Source organism: Micromonospora musae (genome assembly GCF_003626545.1).
Lineage (GTDB): Bacteria > Actinomycetota > Actinomycetes > Mycobacteriales > Micromonosporaceae > Micromonospora > Micromonospora musae.
Window position 1 is genome coordinate 54,972 of the sequence record NZ_RAZS01000012.1, and the last position, 17,150, is coordinate 72,121.

Below are 17,150 nucleotides of genomic sequence, written 5' to 3' on the forward strand. Positions count from 1 at the left end.
TCAGCGGGAGCGGGCGGGGGCGGGGGCGGCGGGGGCCGCGGACGGACGGGCACGGCGTGGACCGAGCCGGCGCATCATCGGCATCTCGACCCAGCGGTGCAGGAGCCCGGCCAGGACCAGGTTCAGCAGGAGGAACCCGAGCACGGCGGCCGGCCCCCACCACCCGGGCAGGCCGACACCCCAGTCCCCGGTCAACCGCAGCACGGTCGTCATGACGAGGACGTGGACGAGGTAGAAGGCGAAGGAGACCTCACCGAGCCAGATCATCGGACGGGACCGCCACGGCGAGCGGAGGCCGCGCACGTCGGCGTCCGCCGCCGCGGTGATGACCAGGAGGTAGGCGGCCGCCAGGAGCGCGGCCCAGAACTCGGCGCGGATCCATCCGGCGGCGGCCACCCAGACGGCGACGAAGAGGAGGCTGGCCAGGGGGAGCCGTGGACCGCGCCACCGGCCGCGCAGCATCAGCTCGGCGGCGGCCACCCCCATCCAGAACTCCAGGGACCGGGTCAGCGGGAAGATCTGGGTGAACCACCAGCGGTACTCCTCGGGCACCAGCAACTGAGCCGGCCAGAGCGCCAGGATCAGCAGCGGCACCGCGACGACGACCGCCCAGAGCAGCCCGGCCCGCGCCCGGCGGACCAGCGGCAGCGCCAGCGGTAGGCAGAGGTAGAAGAAGAACTCGCAGGAGAGCGACCAGCTCACGTTGTTCATGCTGTAGAAGTGGCCGCCCCGGAAGTCCCAGGCCTGGAGCAGGAGGAGATTCTCCACCGCGACGTCGACCCGCACCGGATCGGCGAACCAGAGCGCCACCAGCAGCGCCAGCGCCCAGAGCACCGCGTGGTTCGGCCAGATCTTGGCGAACCGGCGGCGCCAGAAGTTCCGCCGCCGCTCCCCGGGCCGCGCCGACCAGACCAGCACGAAGCCACTGAGGATGAAGAAGAACTCCACTCCGGACAGTCCGAGGCTGAAGACCTTGCTGACCACGCTCTGGTAGTCGGGCTCGGCGATGATCCGCATGGTGCCGGCGTGGAATCCGAAGACCAGCAGCGCCGCGATCCAGCGCAGTCCGGTGAGGGAGGGTAGGCGACCGGCTGGAGCGCCGCCTCCGGCGGACGGTGTCGCCGTCGCCGTCGTGCTCGCCTGCCCCACCGTCACCAGCATGTACCTCTCCTCCCCCGGCGGCGCCTCGAGCTGTGCGGGCTGCCGCCCGTGACCCGGCCGTCGCCCGGAGCCCCGGAGGCCGCCACGCCGGCGGCGCCACTGATCCGGGCCGCCCGTTCGGGGCACCCTATCCGCCGCGCGGATGACGACCGCCGGCCGGTCGTACGACTCTGACGCCGCGGTGTGCCATGGATGTCCGGTGGCTTAATATCGCGGGGCTCGGAGGTGATGGATGCGGCGCGCCTCCGAGGAGCCCCGCACCGACGGCAGCGAGGCGCCGTCGCGGACGGACGAGAATTGGAGCGACCGATGCACCAGCGGATCCTGATGCGGGCCAAGAAGGGCCCCTTCGACGTCTACTCGCCGGAGGAGACCTTCGAGCAGAACTGGATCGGGGAGAACGCTGGCAATCTCGTGTTCAGCCACGCGGCGTACAAGCTGCTGGGCGCCGGGAACACGCAGATCGAGCCGACCGCGTTCCGGGCGAACCTCCGCGAGGCGGACATGATCAACGAGCGGTACGACGTGTTCGTCGTACCGCTGGCCAACGCCTTCCGGCGCAGCTACGCCGAGCGGCTGGGGAACCTGACCCGGCTCATCCAGCGGCTGCGGATCCCGGTGGTGGTGCTCGGGGTGGGCGCCCAGACGAACGTCAAGGGCGACCTGGAGTACCTGCGCCCGATCGACGACGCGGTGAAGGCGTTCGTCAAGGCGGTGCTCGACCGGTCGCACAGCATCGGCGTCCGGGGGGAGATCACCGGGGACTACCTCCGTTCCCTGGGCTTCTCGGCGGTCGACGTGATCGGCTGCCCGTCGATGTTCCTGCACGGGGACAACCTGCGGGTGGAGAAGCGCAAGGCGTTCCTGGAGCCGCACGACCGGATCGCGATGACCATCTCGCCGTACGTCAAGTCGATGGCGAAGGTGGTGGGCAACCACCACCGCAAGTACCCGAACCTGCGCTACATCCCGCAGGACCTGAAGACCCTCGGCACCCTGCTCTACGGCGACGCGCCGGAGGACCGGGGCAAGACGAGCCAGATCCCGATCCACACCTCGCACCCGCTCTTCACCGAGGACAAGGTGCGGATGTTCGTGGACCCGTCCACCTGGATGGAGTACCTGTCGGGCTTCGACTTCAACTTCGGCACCCGGATCCACGGCACCATCACCGCGCTGATCGCCGGCACGCCGGGCTACCTGTTCGCGCACGACTCCCGCACGCTGGAGCTGGCGCGGTACTTCGAGATCCCGCACCGGGTGATGAAGGACGTGCCGGCCGACGTCGACGCCGCCGACCTGTACGAGGAGGCGGACTACACGGCCCTCAACAACGGGCACAAGGCGCGATTCGCGACGATGCTGTCGTTCCTCGCCAAGCACGACCTCCCGAACGCCTTCGCCGACGGCGACAGCCCCAGCCGCTTCGACGAGCAGGTCCGCGCCACCACCTACCCGCCGGCCGTACGGCCCGCCGCCGCCGACCAGGACGTCCTGCTGGGCCGGCTGCAGTGGTTGCGCGACCACGCCGACGAGCTGCGCGGCGAGGTGGAGAGCCTCCAGCAGGTGCGGTTGCACGTCCGGATGCGGCAGGCCGTGGGCGGCCGGGTGCGGCGCATCCTGAACCGTTAACCTCCCGCTCGATCGCTGTTCAGTAAGCTCACCGCCACCGGTCATGTGAGGTTCCGGACCCGTCCACCCGCAGGGTCGAAGGTGGCGGCGTGGTCAATGAGCCGACGCATGCCCCGCTGCTGAGTCTCGTCGTGCCCGTCCACGGCGTCGAGGCCTACCTGTACCAGTGCCTGGAGTCGATTCGGGCCGACATCCCGGCCGCCGAGGCGCACCAGGTCGAGCTGGTCGCGGTCGACGACGCCTCGCCGGACCGCTGCGGTGAGATGCTGCGCTCGTACGCGGCCGACCGGTCCGGCATCCGGCTCGTGCACCTGACGCAGAACGTGGGCCTGGGGCTGGCCCGCAACGCGGGGCTCGACGTGGCGACCGGCCGGTACGTCTGGTTCGTCGACAGCGACGACTGGCTGCCGCCGGGCACCATCCCCGCGGTGCTGGACCGGCTGCGCCAGCACGAACCGGACGTACTGCTGCTCGATCACCTCCGGGTGCACGAGGACGGCCGGCGGGAGGTCGACGCCAGCAGCCACCTGCTGCGTGACGTGCCGGGTGTGGTTCGGCTGGCCGACCGCCCGCAGCTGCTGCGGGTGCAGCACACCGCCTGGAACAAGGTGGTCCGCCGCGGCTTCCTGGACGAGCTGGGGCTGCGGTTCCACGCGGGCTGGTACGAGGACATCCCGTTCAGCCACCCGCTGCTGATCGGCGCCGAGAAGATCTCGGTGCTGGACCGGGTCTGCTACCTGTACCGCCGGGGCCGGCAGGGGGCCATCACCTCGACCCGCAGCGGCCGGCACTTCGACGCCTTCGACCAGTACGAGCGGCTGATGGACTGGGTGCGCCGGCGCCACCCCGACGAGCAGCTACAGGCCGACCTCTTCGGGTTGATGGTGAACCACTACCTCGTGGTGGCGGGCAACGACGACCGGCTCCACCCCCACCTGCGCCGGGCCTTCTTCCGGCGGGTGACCGAGCACTACCGCCGCTACCTGCCGACCCGCGGCTACGCGCTGCCCGGTGGTGTTCCGGGGCTGAAGCACCGGCTGGTCGGGCGGGGCGACTACCTGGCGTACGCGGCCCTGCGGCAGGCGCACCGGGTGACCGGCCGGCTGCGCGCCACCCGCGACGGCGGTCCGGGTGAGGACGCCGACGCCGACCCGGAGACCGTGGGCGCGTCGATCGGGCAGCCGCTCCCCGCCGAGCAGGCCGGTGTGCTGACGGTGCGGGCATGAGCGAGCACCGCGAGCGGGTCGAGGAGGAGAGCGCGGCCGGTGCGGGGTTTCGTCCCGCCGACGACGGCGACGTGCGGCGGATGCTGCAGTGGCGTAACCACCCGCAGGTTCGAGGGGTGAGCCTGACCAGCCACGAGATCGGCTTGGACGAGCACACCGCCTGGTGGACGCGGGCCCGGGTCGACCCGGACCGTCGGGTGCTGATGCACCTGCACCGGGGCGTCCCGTCGGGGGTCGTCACCTTCGCCGGCCTCACCTCCCCGGAGCGGGCCCTCACCTGGGGTTTCTATCTCGACGTCGCCGGGCTGGACGCGCGGGGCGAGCTGCTGCCGGCATGGCTCTCCCTGGAGCGGGCGGCGATCGCGTACGCGTTCGAGACGCTCGGCGCGCACACGCTCGGCGGCGAGACGTTGACCAGTAACCAGCCGGTGCTCGCCCTGCACCGGCGGTTCGGCTTCCGCGTCGTGCGGCAGTACGAGCGGGAGATCGAGGGCAGGCCGCATCAGGTGGTCTGGACGGAGATGAGCAGAGGAAAATGACAGTCAGCATCGGGCCGCACCGGGTCGGCCCTGGAGAGCGTCCCCTCGTGGTCGCCGAGATGTCCGGTAACCACAACGGCAGCCTCGATCGGGCTCTGGAGATCGTGGACGCGGTGGCGGCGAGCGGAGCGCACGCGCTCAAGCTCCAGACGTACCGTCCGGACACCATCACCATCGACGTGGACGCGGAGGCGTTCCGGATCTCCGACGAGCACGGCCTCTGGGGCGGTGAGAACCTCTACCGGCTCTTCGAGCGGGCGCACACCCCGTACGAGTGGCACGAGCCGATCTTCGAGCGGGCCCGCCGGCACGGGCTGACGGTCTTCTCCTCCCCGTTCGACCACACGGCCGTGGAGCTGCTGGAGAAGCTGGACGTACCGGCGTACAAGATCGCCTCATCGGAGCTGGTGGACCTGCCACTGATCCGCCTCGTGGCGAGCACCGGCAAGCCGATGGTGATCTCCACGGGGATGGCCACCGTCGGTGAGATCGACGCCGCCGTGCGGACCGCCCGCGAGGGTGGCGCCGGGGGCATCGTGCTGCTCGCCTGCACCGCCTCCTACCCGGCGCCGCCGCAGGACAGCAACCTTCGCCGGATCCCGGTGCTGGCCGACACGTTCGGCGTGCCCGTGGGACTCTCCGACCACACGCCCGGCATCGGCGTGCCGGTCGCCTCGGTGGCGCTCGGCGCCTGCCTGATCGAGAAGCACGTGACGCTGCGCCGGACCGACGGCGGCGTCGACTCGGACTTCTCGCTGGAGCCGGCGGAGTTGGCCGCGCTCACCGTCGAGTCGGAGCGGGCCTGGGCCGCGCTCGGCACCACCCACATCGGCCCCACCCCGACCGAGCGCGAGGGGTTGCGGTTCCGCCGCTCCCTCTTCGTCGTCGCCGACGTACGGGCCGGTGACCCGGTGACCGCGGCGAACGTCCGTTCGATCCGGCCCGCCGGCGGGCTGCCCCCGGCCGATCTGGACAAGGTGCTCGGGCGGACCTTCGCCAGTGACGTCTCGCGCGGGACGCCGCTCTCCTGGGATCTGATCTGACGCGTGCGACGGGCCTGGTCCGTGCGGACCAGGCCCGTCGTCGACTCTCCGGGAGGCGGCCGCCGGATCAATCGGTGAGAACGGTCCCGTGCTTTTCCAAAATCTGCCGGGCGCGGTCGAAGGAACTGAGATCGATAACCTCGTCGGTCTCCAACATCACGTCGAACTCGTCCTCGATCGCGGCGACGAGCGACATGTGCGCGAGCGAGTCCCACTGCTCGATCCCGCGATATTCCAGACTCTCCACCTCAGCGTCCTCGGGCAGTTCCAGGGCGGTTCGGAAGACGGTCCTCAGTCGCTGCAGTTCCACTGTTTTCCTCCGTGACAGGCACGCACGACCACGCGTGCCGGCCGAGTGTAGCCGAGGTCCGGGACCTCACCACCTGCGCTGGAATACACAGGAGATGTTCGCCTGGACGGCATTCCGCATTCACCTTGCCCGCGACGGCAGTTAACGGGAGTGCGTTGGCGTGTTAACCCACCGGGTCTACCGTCACGATCCGTTCCGTCAGCCGGGCGCCGACCGTAAGCCACCACGACCGCGGGAGAAGCAATTGAAAGAGTTGAATGGGTCTTCCATTCTTATCACCGGGGGAACGGGTTCCTTCGGGAAGGCCTTCCTCCGGCACATCCTCGCCGAGGCCGACCCGGCCCGGGTCGTGGTCTTCTCCCGTGACGAACTCAAGCAGTACGAGCTGCGCCAGCAGCTGGGCGACGACCCGCGGCTGCGCTGGTTCATCGGCGACATCCGCGACCGGCACCGGCTGACCCGGGCCATGCACGGGGTGGACCACGTCGTGCACGCCGCGGCGCTCAAGCAGGTGGACACCGCCGAGTACAACCCGTCGGAGTTCATCGCCACCAACATCACCGGCTGCCAGCACGTGGTCGACGCCGCCATCGAGGCGGGCGTGAAGAAGGTCATCGCGCTCTCCACCGACAAGGCGTCCAGCCCGATCAACCTGTACGGCGCCACGAAGCTCGTCGGCGACAAGCTCTTCATCTCCGCGAACCACTACGCCGCCCACCACCCGACCCGGTTCGCCGTGGTGCGGTACGGCAACGTGGTCGGCAGCCGCGGCTCGGTGGTCCCGCTCTTCCGCCGGCTCGCCGCCGAGGGCAAGAGCCTGCCGATCACGGACAAGCGGATGACCCGCTTCTGGATCACCCTTCCGCAGGCCGTCCAGTTCGTCGTGGACTCGTTCGACCAGATGCAGGGCGGCGAGCTCTTCGTCCCGCGGATCCCGAGCATGCGGATCCTCGACCTGGTCGAGGCGGTCGCCCCGGACGCCACCACCCACGAGGTCGGCATCCGCCCCGGCGAGAAGCTGCACGAAGAGATGATCTCCCTGGACGACAGCCGCCGGACGCTGCGCGCCCCGGACCGGTTCATCGTCCAGCCGACGATCGCCACCTGGGGTTACGAGCCGCCGGCCGACTGCGAGCCGGTGCCGGACAACTTCGCGTACCGGTCCGACAGCAACGACGAGTGGCTGAGCGTCGAGCAACTCCGCCACGTACTCAGCGAACAGTGATGGCGATGCTTCCGTACGGTCGGCAGTCGATCACCGAGGACGACGTCGAAGCCGTCGTCGCCGCCCTGCGTAGCGACTGGCTCACCACCGGCCCACAGGTCGACGGCTTCGAGGCCGACCTGGCCGAGTGGGCCGGTGGGGTCGGCTGCGCCGCCGTCTCCAACGGCACCGCGGCGCTGCACGTCGCCTACGCGGCGGCCGGGGTGGGCCCCGGCGACGAGGTCGTCGTCCCGCCCATGACGTTCGTCGCGACGGCGAGCAGCGCCGTCGCGCTCGGCGCGAAGATCGTCTTCGCCGACGTCGAGGAGGAGACCTTCACCCTCGACCCGGCCGCCGTCGCCGCCGCCACCACCTCACGTACCCGGGTCGTCTCGGCGGTCGACTACGCCGGCCACCCGGCCGACTACGACGCCCTGCGAAGCGCGATGGGCGGCTCGGACGCGCTGCTGCTGGCCGACGCCGCGCACTCGATCGGCGCCACCTACAAGGACCGGCCGGTCGGCACGCTCGCCGACCTGACCACCTTCTCGTTCTTCCCCACCAAGAACCTCACCACGGCCGAGGGCGGCGCGGTCGCCGCCACCGACCCGCGGCTGCTGGAGCGCGCCCGCCGGTTCCGCAACATCGGGCTGGTTCGGGACCGGAACGAGCAGCGCTGGCCGGACGAGGGTGGCTGGCACCAGGAGGTGCACGAGTTCGGGCTGAACTACCGGCTGCCGGACGTGCTCTGCGCGCTGGGCCGCAGCCAGCTGCGCCGGCTCGACGGCTTCCTCGCCCGCCGGGCCGAGCTGGTGGCCCGCTACGACGAGGCCCTGGCCGACCTGCCCGGTGTGCTCACCCCGGGCCGGCGATCCTGGGCCCGGCCGGCGTGGCACCTCTACCCCGTCCGGATCCTCGACGGGCGTCGCCGCGAGGTGTACGACCGGATGCGCGAGGCGGGCATCGGCGTGCAGGTCAACTACATCCCGGTGCACTGGCACCCGGCCTTCGCCGACCTCGGCTACCGGCGCGGGTCCTGCCCGGTGGCTGAGTCGTTCTACGCCCAGGAGCTCTCGCTGCCGCTCTACCCGACGCTGAGCGACGCCGACCAGGAGCGGGTCGTGGACGCGCTCGCCGCAGCGTTGCGCGGGCGGACGGCGCGGCCCGCCGCCGCCTGATGGGACGCTGATGCACCACGCCAACCACTTCTACGGCCACGCCCACGTGCTGGCCCGCTACGCGGGGCTGGGCGACCGGCACCCGCCGCGGATCAACGGCTACGTCCAGCACGGATGGAACATCGGCGACGGGCTGGCCCCCGGCCACCCGTACGCCGAACGCACCCCGAGCCTGCTCTGGTCGGAGCAGACCCGGCGGCGCGCCTGGTCCGTGGGGCGGCGCAACGTCTCCGTCATCGGTGCGCCCTTCACGTACCTGCTGGCGATGGAGCCGGACGACCCGCCGGCCGAGGAGCGGGAGGGCACCATCTGGTACCCGTTCCACGGCTGGGAGGGGCAGCACGTACACGGCGACCACAAGAAGCTGATCGCGCTGATCCGAGAGACCGAGCCGGGTCCGGTGACCGTCTGCCTCTACTGGCACGAGTACGGCATGCGCGGGGTGCGGCGGCTCTACGAGAACGCCGGCTTCCGGGTGATCTGCCACGGTTACCGGGGGCACTGGTGGAAGGACACCGACCCGTACTTCCTCGACAAGCAGCTCGTCGAACTGCGCCGGCACCGCCGGGTGGCCTCGAACCGGCTTACCAGCGCGATCTTCTACGGCATCGCGGCGGGCTGCGAGCCGGCCGTCTACGGCGACCCGATGGTGCTCGCCGACGAGGATCCCACCTTCGGCGGTACCGCCCGGATCCGCCGGCAGTGGCCGGAGCTGCACGGAGCATCGGTCGACCTCCCCACCGCCGTCGCGATAGCCCGGGACGAGTTGGGCACCGACCACCGCTGCACGCCGGCCGCGCTGCGCGAGCTGCTCGGCTGGGCGAATCTCCAGGAGGAACCAGTTGACCACTGAAACGGCGCCGGCCGACCGGATCGTCCTCCCAGGCGGGGAGATGCTGACCTGGTCGGACCTGCCGGAGCAGCGTCCGGGAACGGCGGGAGCGCTGGCGGCGCTGGCGGCGCGCGTCGTACCGGCCGGAGCCGCCGTGCTGGTCGCCGGGCCGCACGACCCGGCGTTGCTGGACCGGCTCGCCCACGCCGAGGTCACCTGCCTGCTGCGCGGCTACCCCGACGGGGCGGCCCTGGCGTCGCGCGCCGCCCGGGTGGTGGTGGGCGGCCCCACCGGTCTCGGCGACGACGAGCGCTTCGACGTGGTGATCGCGGGCGCCGGGCTCGACCCGGTCGAGTCGGTCGAGGGGGCGCGGCTGGGCTGGGGCGCCGTCCTCGCCCGACTCACCGGCGCGCTACGCCCCGGCGGCACCCTGCTGCTCTGGGCGCAGAACCCGATGGGGCTGCGCCGGCTCGTCGACACCGATGCCTGGTACGCCCGCCGGGACGACGCCGCCTGGACCGTGACCGGTGTGCTGGACGTCGACCACCCGGCGAACCGGGAGCAGCTGCGCGACCGCCTGGCCGGGGCCGGCCTGCGACCGGACGCCTTCTTCGCGGCGTACCCCGACGTCGGCGGGCGGGCCCTGATCGACGCCGACGAGCTGGCCGCCGTAACGACGTGCGGGCTCTTCGACGCGGTGCTGCACGACGCCGGCGGCAACGGGTTCGCCGCCACCACCGTGCTGCAGGACCCCGCCCGGCTCGCCGTGGACGCGCTGCACGCCGGGCTCGGCGCCGCGCTGGCCCCGGGCTGGGTCGTGCTCGCGACCAAGGCGCCGGCGTCCGGGCCGGTCGACGACGAGCCGTCGAGGGTGCTGCCGGTGGCGCTGCTGCAGACCGGACCCGCGGCGGACGTGCTGGAGGTCGTGACCGGTCCGCAGGGGTGGCGTTGGCAGGTGACGCCGGCCGAGCGCAGCGAGAATCCGGCCGCGCCCTTCGCGACCCGCGAGGCGGCCTGCCGCGACCTGGCCACGCTCGACGGTCAGCCGGTGCCGCAGGGACGGCTGCTGCGTACGCTGCTGCTCGACACCGCCCTGCGCCAGGACCTGGACGGGCTGCGCCGGACGCTGCGCGGGTACGCGGACTGGCTGGCCGGGCAGGCCGACCCGGACGGGGAGCTCGGTGGCGCGGTGGCGCTGGCGACCGTCGACAACGTGCTGGTCGCCGACGGCGCGTACGCGCTGCTCGACCCGAGCTGGCAGGCCACGGCGCCGCTGCGCACGGAGGTGGTGCTCGCCCGCGGGCTCCGGCGGTTCGCCATCACCCTGGTCACCGGCGGGTACGCCCACCCATGGCCCTCCACGCTGGACATCGCGGGGCTCACCGTGGTGCTGGGCGGGGTGGCCGGCCACGACCTGGACCGGGCGACCGTGTCGGCGGCCGTGGAGACCGAGGCCGCCGTGACGGCCGCGGTGCGCGGGCTGGACAACGAGGGGCGGGGCGTGCTCCTGAGCGAGCTGCGCGCGGTCGAGCCGACCGACCCGCCGGCCGGGCCCCGCAGCTACCAGCAGCTACGTGAGGCGTGGCTGCGCCAGCGGGAGGAGCTGACCCGGCTCACGGCGCTGCTCAAGTGGACCGAGGAGTTGCTCACCTCGCGGGAGCGGGCGCTGCGCCGGGCCGAAGTGAAGATCAACCTGCTCAGCGGCTCGGTGAGCTACCAGGTGGGCAGACTCGCCATCACCCCGGCCCGGCTCGCCCGGCGCGGGGCCCGCGCGGCCAAGCGCCGCGTCCGTGAGGTGCTGGCGCCCAAGCCCCAGGAGGGGCAGTGAACGGGTGGAGGTGCCGCTGATGCGGATCGTGGGGATCGTCCAGGCCCGGATGGGCTCGTCCCGGCTGCCGGGGAAGGTGTTGCGCCCGCTCGCCGGACGCAGCGTGCTGTCCCGGGTGGTCCGGGCTGCCCGGGACAGCGGGGTGCTCGCCGACCTGGTGGTGGCGACCAGCACCGACGCGGTGGACGACGCGGTGGCCGTCGAGTGCGAGCGGCTCGCCGTGCCGTGCCATCGGGGCCCGGTCGACGACGTGCTGAGCCGGTTCGTCGGCGCGCTCGACGCCCACCCCGGGGACGCGGTCATGCGCTTCACCGCCGACTGCCCGCTGCTCGACCCGGAGATCATCACGACGGTGGCCTCGGTCTACCAGGCGGTGCCCGGGCTCGACTACGCCAGCACCTCGATCGCCCGAACGCTGCCGCGCGGGCTCGACGTGGAGATCATCCGCGCCGAGGCGCTGCGGACGCTGGATCGGCTCGCCACCGACCACCACCGGGTGCACGTCACCTCTTACGCCTACACCCACCCGGAGCTGTTCCGGGTGCTCGGGGTTACCCTCACCCCGGACCGGTCCGGGCTGCGGCTCACGCTCGACACCGAGCAGGACTGGGCCCTGCTCCGGGCGGTCGTCGACCACTTCGGTGACGTCAGCGTGCCGCTGGCGAAGCTCGCCGACTGGCTCGACGGGCAGCCGGCGCTGCGCGCGCTCAACGCCGACGTACGCCAGAAGCGGCTGGAGGAGTCCTGAGAACCGTACGTGTCGGGCTCCGCTGCGACGCCGGCCCCCAGCGGGGCGTCGGCCACCTGGTCCGCTCCCTCGCGCTCGGCGAGGAGTTCCTCGCCCGCGGCGCCCGGGTCGAGATGTTCGGCTCGGTCGAGTCGGTCGGCTGGGCCGCCGCGCAGCTCGCGGCGCGCGACGTCCCACTGCACCCGGGTCCGCAGACCCCGGCCGAGCTGGTCGAGACGGCCCGCCGGCACCGGTTGGACGTGATGGTCCTCGACTCGTACGAGCTGGACCCGGCCGGGGCGGGCGCGCTGCGCGCCGCCGGCGTGGTCACGCTCGCGGTGGTAGACGGTGACACCCGGGGCCAGGACGCCGACCTCTACCTCGACCAGAACTTCGGCACGCGGATCGACGCCCCGGCGTCCCGGCTGCTGGCCGGCGCCGAGTACGCCCTGCTCCGCGACTCGGTGGTGGCCGCCCGGCCACCGGCCCCCCGGCAGGCCACCGAGGCGGCGCGCCCTCGGGTGTTCGCCTTCTTCGGCGGCACCGACGCGGTCGGTGCCGCCCCGGTGCTCGCCCGGCTCCTCTTCGAGACCGGGCTACCGATGGAGCTGACAGTCGTCGTCGGACGGCCGGAGATCGGCGCGGAGCTGGCCGAGGTGCCCCGGGGGCACGATCAGGTGCTGCGTCCGATCCCGCCCACCGACGCGCTACCCGCGCTGATCCAGGCGGCGGACCTGGTGGTCAGCGCCGCCGGCACCTCCACCTGGGAGCTGTGCTGCCTCGGTGCGCCCTCGGCACTGGTCTGCGTGGTCGAGAACCAGCGGGAGTCGTACCACCGGGTGGTGCGGCACGGGCTGGCCGCCGGGGTCGGCGTGCTGCCGGAGCTGACCGAGGACGCGGTGGCGGGGCAGGCGGCCCGGGCGCACGCGGGCCGGGTCCTCGCCGAGCTGCTCACCTCCCCGTCCGGGCGCGCCGAGCTCTCCGCGCGGGCCTGGTCGGTGGTGGACGGTCGCGGGCGGGGCCGGGTGGCCGAGGCCGTCCTGGCCCGCCTCGGCGCCGTACCGGCCTGAACCGGCGTGCCCGGGGCGAACGCTCCTCGCCGCGACACCCGGCACGCCGGTCGCGGCGAGGAGCGGCGGCGGGTCAGCGCAGCGGTTCGACGGTCACCCGCGCCCGCAGCCCCGGCCGTTCGGTGAGCAGCTCCTCGACCACCGCGGCGGCCTCCGGGCTGGTGGTCAGGAAACGGATGGGACGCTTCTCGGCCGCGACGACGGCCGCGCTGCGGGCCGGCTCGGAGAGCGGAAGGTTGTAGAACGCCGGAGCGGAGTCGCCGTGGCTGCCCTGCAGGGTGGCGACGAAGAGCGTCTCCAGGTACCCCTCCCGCCGGTGGTCGCTGACCACCACCGTCACCTCGCCGGGCCGGGCCGGCGCCTGGGCGAGGGCCCGCACGGTCACGTCGGCCTGCCGGGGGCGGTCCAGCGTCCCCGACCACCAGGCCTGCGCCCAGGTGGTGCTCCGGTTGCCGAAGGGCTGCGCGAAGACGCCACCGCCGCGCAGCAGGCCGGCCACGCCCGCCGCGCCCGCCACCAGCGACAGCGCGACGGCGACCCGGGCCAGCCGCGCCGCCCGCGGGCGAGCGCCGGCCGGGGACGCGGCACGCCACGGCACGGGCCGCAGCAGCAGCACCGCCCCGAGGCCGATGAGCAGGACGACCAGCAGCAGGTGCAGGGTCTTGCCGTAGTAGTAGCGCGGATCGGTGCCGAGCGCCTGGAAGTAGATGCGGAACCCGAGCGCGAAGGCGACGGTCGCGGCGAGCGCGCCGACGTACCGACGCCAGACCGGCAACCGCAGCCCACCGGCGGCCAGCCCGGCGCCCACCACCCCGGCGAGCGCCAGGAACGCGTCGTAGCGCGGGAAGACGCCGCCGCCGGTGGCCACGTTGTCGACCTGGTCGGTGAAGAGCAGCCCCGCCACGCTCGGCAGCGGCGTGAGCACGGCGGTGACCAGCGCGACCGTCACGAGCAGCCACGGCCGGCGGCGCACCGCCCGCCGGTGCCGGACCAGCCAGGCGAGCACCAGCACCCCGACCACCGGCAGGAACATCAGGTACGCGAAGCCGATCCCGACGCAGAGCGCCCCGAGCAGGCAGAGCTGGGTGCCGGTGCGGGCGACCGGCCGGCAGACCAGCCCGATCAGGATCGCGGTCAGCGCCAGACCGAGGCTCTCCCCCGGGTAGCCGTAGACCACGAACCGGGTCAGCTCGGAGCCGAGGGCGAGGGCGGTCACCGCGCCGGCCAGGGCGAAGGCCCGGACCGGGTCCAGCAGCCGCCCGGCGATCCGGCCGGCGGCCCAGACCACCGCGAGCACCAGCAGGGCGTACGCCGCCAGCGCCCAGCCGAGGTAGTGGTCGAGGGTGCTCGCCGGCCCGCCCGGGGCGGTCGAGGAGCGCAGGAACGTGTCCAGCAGCGCGGCCGTGAGGTGGAAGCCCTGGGGGTAGTAGACCATCCCCTCCGGCGCGATCCGGGCCGCCGCGTCCGAGTGCGCGAAGAGGTAACCGCCCACCGCGCGGATGCCCTCCATGGTGGCCAGGTGCCGGCTGTTGTCCTCGCCGGTCATCGCGTACGCCAACCGGCCGGCCAGCCCGTCGGCGCGCAGGTACGGCCAGGCGAGGGCGAGCGCCGCGAACGCCGCCGCGAGCACCGGGGCCAGGTCGGCGGCCGTCGGGCGCGGCAGGCGGGGCCGGACTCCGGTGACCAGGGCGTAGCCGAGCAGCACGGTCAACGCGCTGCCCGCCACCGGCACCGGATGCAGCCCCCACGGCCAGTACGAGAAGAGCAGGCCGGCGGCGCAGATCGCGCCGAGCAGCAGCGCCGCCGCGAGCACCAGCCGGTCCAGCAGGGTCCGCCCGACCCGCAGCAGCGCGGCGGTGGTCACCAGCACCAGCGGCGGCAGCAGCCCCGCCACGTGCAGCGCGTACGCCAGCAGGGGCACGACCCAGGCGGCGAGCAGTGCGACCGCCACCACGAGCGCGCGCCGGCGGCCGGCGGGTGGCGCCGCCGTCGGCGGAACCGGCGGCGGGGTCGCCACGGCGGTGCTGGTGGAGCTGCTCGACACGGGTCGCCTCCTCCTGGCGTCGCCCGCCGGGTGGGGCGGAGGCGACTCACCGTAGGGAGGTTCCGCCGACGCTCGGCGACATCCATGTGTGCGCCAGGTGACCGGCGGGCGACAAGATGCCTGGCCTCGTACACCTGTTCCAACGGGGCAGGTAGGGTGGGTGCATGTCCGAGGTCGCCTACCAGCCGTCGATGCTGGACCTCACCGCTGCGGCGCCGTCGCTCGACCCGCTCGGCGGCCGGCTGCGCCGGCACGAGCTCTCCCGGGGCGCCTGGGTCGACCACCTCCCCGGCTGGGTCAACGGCTCGGACGCGATCTTCGACCTCCTGCTGCGGGAGGTGCCGTGGCGGGCCGAACGCCGCAGGATGTACGACAACGAGGTCGACGTGCCCCGCCTGCTCTGCTGGTACGGGCCCGACCGCCCGCTGCCGCACACCCTGCTGACCGAGGCGCGCACCGTGCTCACCCGGCACTACGCCGCGGAGCTCGGCGAGCCGTTCGTCACCGCCGGCATGTGCCTCTATCGCAGCGGTCGGGACAGCGTCGCCTGGCACGGCGACACGCACGGCCGGTCGGCGCACTCGGACACCATGGTGGCCATCGTCTCGTTCGGCTCACCGCGGTCGCTGCTGCTGCGCCCGCGCGGCGGCGGCGCCAGCCTGCGCTTCCCGCTCGGCCACGGCGACCTGGTGGTGATGGGCGGCTCCTGCCAACGCACCTGGGAGCACGCCGTGCCGAAGACCAGCCGACCGGTCGGCCCCCGGGTGAGCGTGCAGTTCCGGCCCGCCGGGGTCGCCTGAGCCACCGCCGCCGGTCGGCGCCGCCCTGCCCGAGCACCGCTCAGGCACCTGACCTCTGCTAGAAACGTCCAGGGTCGATCACGCCCCCGTCACGATGACGAACGAAGGGTGTGCTGATGACCCGACCCCTCACCGAGCCGCGTTCGCGCTGGTTCGCCTGGTCGTTGCATGGCGACGGACGCTCCGTACGCCCCGGCGACGTGGTCCACCCCGACCAACGGCTCTCCTGGCCCCGGACGTTGGGCATCGGTGTCCAGCACGTGGTGGCGATGTTCGGCGCCACCTTCACGGTGCCGCTGATCACCGGCTTTCCCCCGGCGACCACGCTCTTCTTCTCCGGGCTGGGCACCCTGCTGTTTCTGCTGATCACCGGCAACCGGCTGCCGTCGTACCTCGGCTCGTCGTTCGCCTTCATCGCGCCGGTGCTGGCGGCGAAGGCCGGCGGGGACCTCGGCCCCGCCCTCGGCGGCATCGTCGTCGCCGGTGTGGCGCTCGCGCTGGTCGGCGTCGTCGTGCAGCTCGCCGGTTCGCGGTGGATCGACGCGCTGATGCCGCCGGTGGTCACCGGCGCGATCGTCGCGTTGATCGGGCTCAACCTGGCCCCGGTCGCGTGGGACGGCGGCGGCGCCGGTACCGGGGTGAAGGCCCAGCCGCTCATCGCGGTGGTGACCCTCGCTGCCATCCTGCTCGCCACCGTGCTCTTCCGCGGCTTCCTGGCCCGGCTCTCCATCCTGCTCGGTGTCCTGGTCGGCTGGCTGCTCGCCGCCGCACTCGGCGAGCTGGATCCGACGGCGGTGACCGGGCTGCGGGAGGCCGCCTGGGTCGGGCTGCCCGACTTCCACGCGCCCAGCTTCAGCCTGCGGGCCGTGGTGCTGGTCATCCCGGTGATCCTCGTGCTGGTCGCGGAGAACGCCGGGCACGTGAAGGCGGTCGCCGCGATGACCGGCCGCAACCTCGACCGGGACATGGGCCGGGCCTTCCTGGGCGACGGGCTCGCCACCGTCCTGGCCGGTTCGGGTGGCGGCTCCGGCACCACCACGTACGCGGAGAACATCGGAGTGATGGCGGCGACCCGGGTCTACTCCACCGCCGCGTACTGGGTGGCCGGTCTGACCGCGGTGCTGCTCGGGTTGAGCCCGAAGTTCGGCGCGCTGATCCTCACCGTGCCGGCCGGGGTGCTCGGCGGCGCCACCACCGCCCTGTACGGGCTGATCGCCATCCTCGGCGCCCGGATCTGGATCGAGAACCGGGTGAACTTCCATGACCCGGTGAACCTGATGACCGCCGCGGTCGCGGTGATCGTCGGCGCGGCGAACTACACCCTCACCGCCGGCGACCTCTCCTTCAACGGCATCGCCCTCGGCACCGCCGCCGCCCTGGTGATCTACCACGGCATGCGGCTGATCGCCCGCCTGCGCGGCACCGCCGAGCAGGACCGCTCCGCCCCCGAACCCGAACTCTGACCCCCCACTCCCTCCCCTCCCCTGCCCTGCGCTCGGTGCGCTCGGTGATCATGAAGTTATCGCTCGGACACGCCGGTCACGAGGGCGATAACT

The 17,150-nt window shown here is 73.0% G+C and carries 15 protein-coding genes; 12 read left to right on the top strand and 3 right to left on the bottom strand.

Going from position 1 to position 17,150, the window contains the following annotated elements:
* Positions 1–1,161: an acyltransferase family protein gene (locus D7147_RS26875; protein WP_120682546.1), complete on the bottom strand. Its 1,161-nt coding sequence runs from the start codon at positions 1,159–1,161 to the stop codon at positions 1–3.
* A gap of 309 nt (positions 1,162–1,470) precedes the next feature.
* Here D7147_RS26875 and D7147_RS26880 point away from each other — a divergent pair, with 309 nt between their 5' ends.
* The 4 genes from D7147_RS26880 to pseI all read left to right on the top strand — a co-directional run bounded on the left by D7147_RS26880 (position 1,471) and on the right by pseI (position 5,601).
* Entirely contained in the window at positions 1,471–2,793 is a 1,323-nt protein-coding gene (locus D7147_RS26880; RefSeq protein WP_120682548.1) for a polysaccharide pyruvyl transferase family protein, read from the top strand.
* Between the two features lie 89 nt (positions 2,794–2,882).
* Positions 2,883–4,019 (top strand): glycosyltransferase family 2 protein, encoded by a 1,137-nt coding sequence (locus D7147_RS26885; RefSeq protein WP_120682550.1) that lies wholly within the window; start codon positions 2,883–2,885, stop codon positions 4,017–4,019.
* Positions 4,016–4,558: a GNAT family N-acetyltransferase gene (locus tag D7147_RS26890; protein ID WP_120682552.1), complete on the top strand. Its 543-nt coding sequence runs from the start codon at positions 4,016–4,018 to the stop codon at positions 4,556–4,558. Before D7147_RS26885 ends, D7147_RS26890 begins: the two co-directional genes overlap by 4 nt.
* On the top strand, positions 4,555–5,601 hold the full coding sequence (gene pseI / locus D7147_RS26895; protein WP_120682554.1) for a pseudaminic acid synthase: 1,047 nt from the start codon (positions 4,555–4,557) through the stop codon (positions 5,599–5,601). Before D7147_RS26890 ends, pseI begins: the two co-directional genes overlap by 4 nt.
* A 67-nt stretch (positions 5,602–5,668) precedes the next feature.
* Here the strand turns inward: pseI and D7147_RS26900 are convergent, their stop codons facing one another.
* Positions 5,669–5,911 carry an acyl carrier protein gene (locus D7147_RS26900; protein WP_120682556.1) on the bottom strand — a complete coding sequence of 81 codons (243 nt, stop codon included), beginning with the start codon at positions 5,909–5,911 and terminating at the stop codon, positions 5,669–5,671.
* Positions 5,912–6,155: 244 nt separating this feature from the next.
* Here D7147_RS26900 and pseB point away from each other — a divergent pair, with 244 nt between their 5' ends.
* Genes pseB through D7147_RS26930 form a run of 6 tightly spaced genes read left to right on the top strand, consistent with a single transcriptional unit; the run spans position 6,156 to position 12,750 of the window.
* Positions 6,156–7,136, top strand: a complete 981-nt coding sequence (gene pseB / locus D7147_RS26905; RefSeq protein ID WP_120682559.1) for a UDP-N-acetylglucosamine 4,6-dehydratase (inverting) — start codon at positions 6,156–6,158, stop codon at positions 7,134–7,136.
* 5 nt (positions 7,137–7,141) lie between these two features.
* On the top strand, positions 7,142–8,293 hold the full coding sequence (locus D7147_RS26910; protein ID WP_120682798.1) for a DegT/DnrJ/EryC1/StrS family aminotransferase: 1,152 nt from the start codon (positions 7,142–7,144) through the stop codon (positions 8,291–8,293).
* Positions 8,294–8,303: 10 nt separating this feature from the next.
* Complete coding sequence (locus D7147_RS26915) at positions 8,304–9,146, top strand: hypothetical protein (RefSeq protein ID WP_120682561.1); 843 nt, start codon at positions 8,304–8,306, stop codon at positions 9,144–9,146.
* Complete coding sequence (locus D7147_RS26920) at positions 9,136–10,953, top strand: class I SAM-dependent methyltransferase (protein ID WP_120682563.1); 1,818 nt, start codon at positions 9,136–9,138, stop codon at positions 10,951–10,953. Before D7147_RS26915 ends, D7147_RS26920 begins: the two co-directional genes overlap by 11 nt.
* Before the next feature lie 16 nt (positions 10,954–10,969).
* The gene (locus D7147_RS26925) at positions 10,970–11,701 is read left to right on the top strand and encodes a cytidylyltransferase domain-containing protein (RefSeq protein ID WP_120682800.1); all 732 of its coding nucleotides are present in this window, start codon (positions 10,970–10,972) and stop codon (positions 11,699–11,701) included.
* Positions 11,698–12,750, top strand: a complete 1,053-nt coding sequence (locus D7147_RS26930; RefSeq protein ID WP_120682565.1) for a PseG/SpsG family protein — start codon at positions 11,698–11,700, stop codon at positions 12,748–12,750. The genes D7147_RS26925 and D7147_RS26930 overlap by 4 nt, the downstream gene beginning before the upstream one ends.
* A gap of 73 nt (positions 12,751–12,823) precedes the next feature.
* Here the strand turns inward: D7147_RS26930 and D7147_RS26935 are convergent, their stop codons facing one another.
* Entirely contained in the window at positions 12,824–14,794 is a 1,971-nt protein-coding gene (locus D7147_RS26935; protein WP_120682567.1) for a hypothetical protein, read from the bottom strand.
* A gap of 164 nt (positions 14,795–14,958) precedes the next feature.
* Between D7147_RS26935 and D7147_RS26940 the strand changes: the two genes are divergently transcribed.
* Positions 14,959–15,594 (top strand): alpha-ketoglutarate-dependent dioxygenase AlkB, encoded by a 636-nt coding sequence (locus D7147_RS26940; protein ID WP_120682569.1) that lies wholly within the window; start codon positions 14,959–14,961, stop codon positions 15,592–15,594.
* Between the two features lie 116 nt (positions 15,595–15,710).
* Entirely contained in the window at positions 15,711–17,057 is a 1,347-nt protein-coding gene (locus D7147_RS26945; protein WP_120682802.1) for a uracil-xanthine permease family protein, read from the top strand.
* Positions 17,058–17,150: the final 93 nt, after the last annotated feature.

Excerpts from the sequence above, each read along its gene's own strand:
- D7147_RS26940 (WP_120682569.1), top strand. The coding sequence starts at position 14,959 with ATGTCCGAGGTCGCCTACCAGCCGTCGATGCTGGACCTCACCGCTGCG.
- D7147_RS26945 (WP_120682802.1), top strand. The coding sequence starts at position 15,711 with ATGACCCGACCCCTCACCGAGCCGCGTTCGCGCTGGTTCGCCTGGTCG.
- pseI (WP_120682554.1), top strand. The coding sequence starts at position 4,555 with ATGACAGTCAGCATCGGGCCGCACCGGGTCGGCCCTGGAGAGCGTCCC.
- D7147_RS26915 (WP_120682561.1), top strand. The coding sequence starts at position 8,304 with ATGCACCACGCCAACCACTTCTACGGCCACGCCCACGTGCTGGCCCGC.
- D7147_RS26880 (WP_120682548.1), top strand. The coding sequence starts at position 1,471 with ATGCACCAGCGGATCCTGATGCGGGCCAAGAAGGGCCCCTTCGACGTC.
- D7147_RS26875 (WP_120682546.1), bottom strand. The coding sequence starts at position 1,161 with ATGCTGGTGACGGTGGGGCAGGCGAGCACGACGGCGACGGCGACACCG.
- D7147_RS26910 (WP_120682798.1), top strand. The coding sequence starts at position 7,142 with ATGCTTCCGTACGGTCGGCAGTCGATCACCGAGGACGACGTCGAAGCC.
- D7147_RS26890 (WP_120682552.1), top strand. The coding sequence starts at position 4,016 with ATGAGCGAGCACCGCGAGCGGGTCGAGGAGGAGAGCGCGGCCGGTGCG.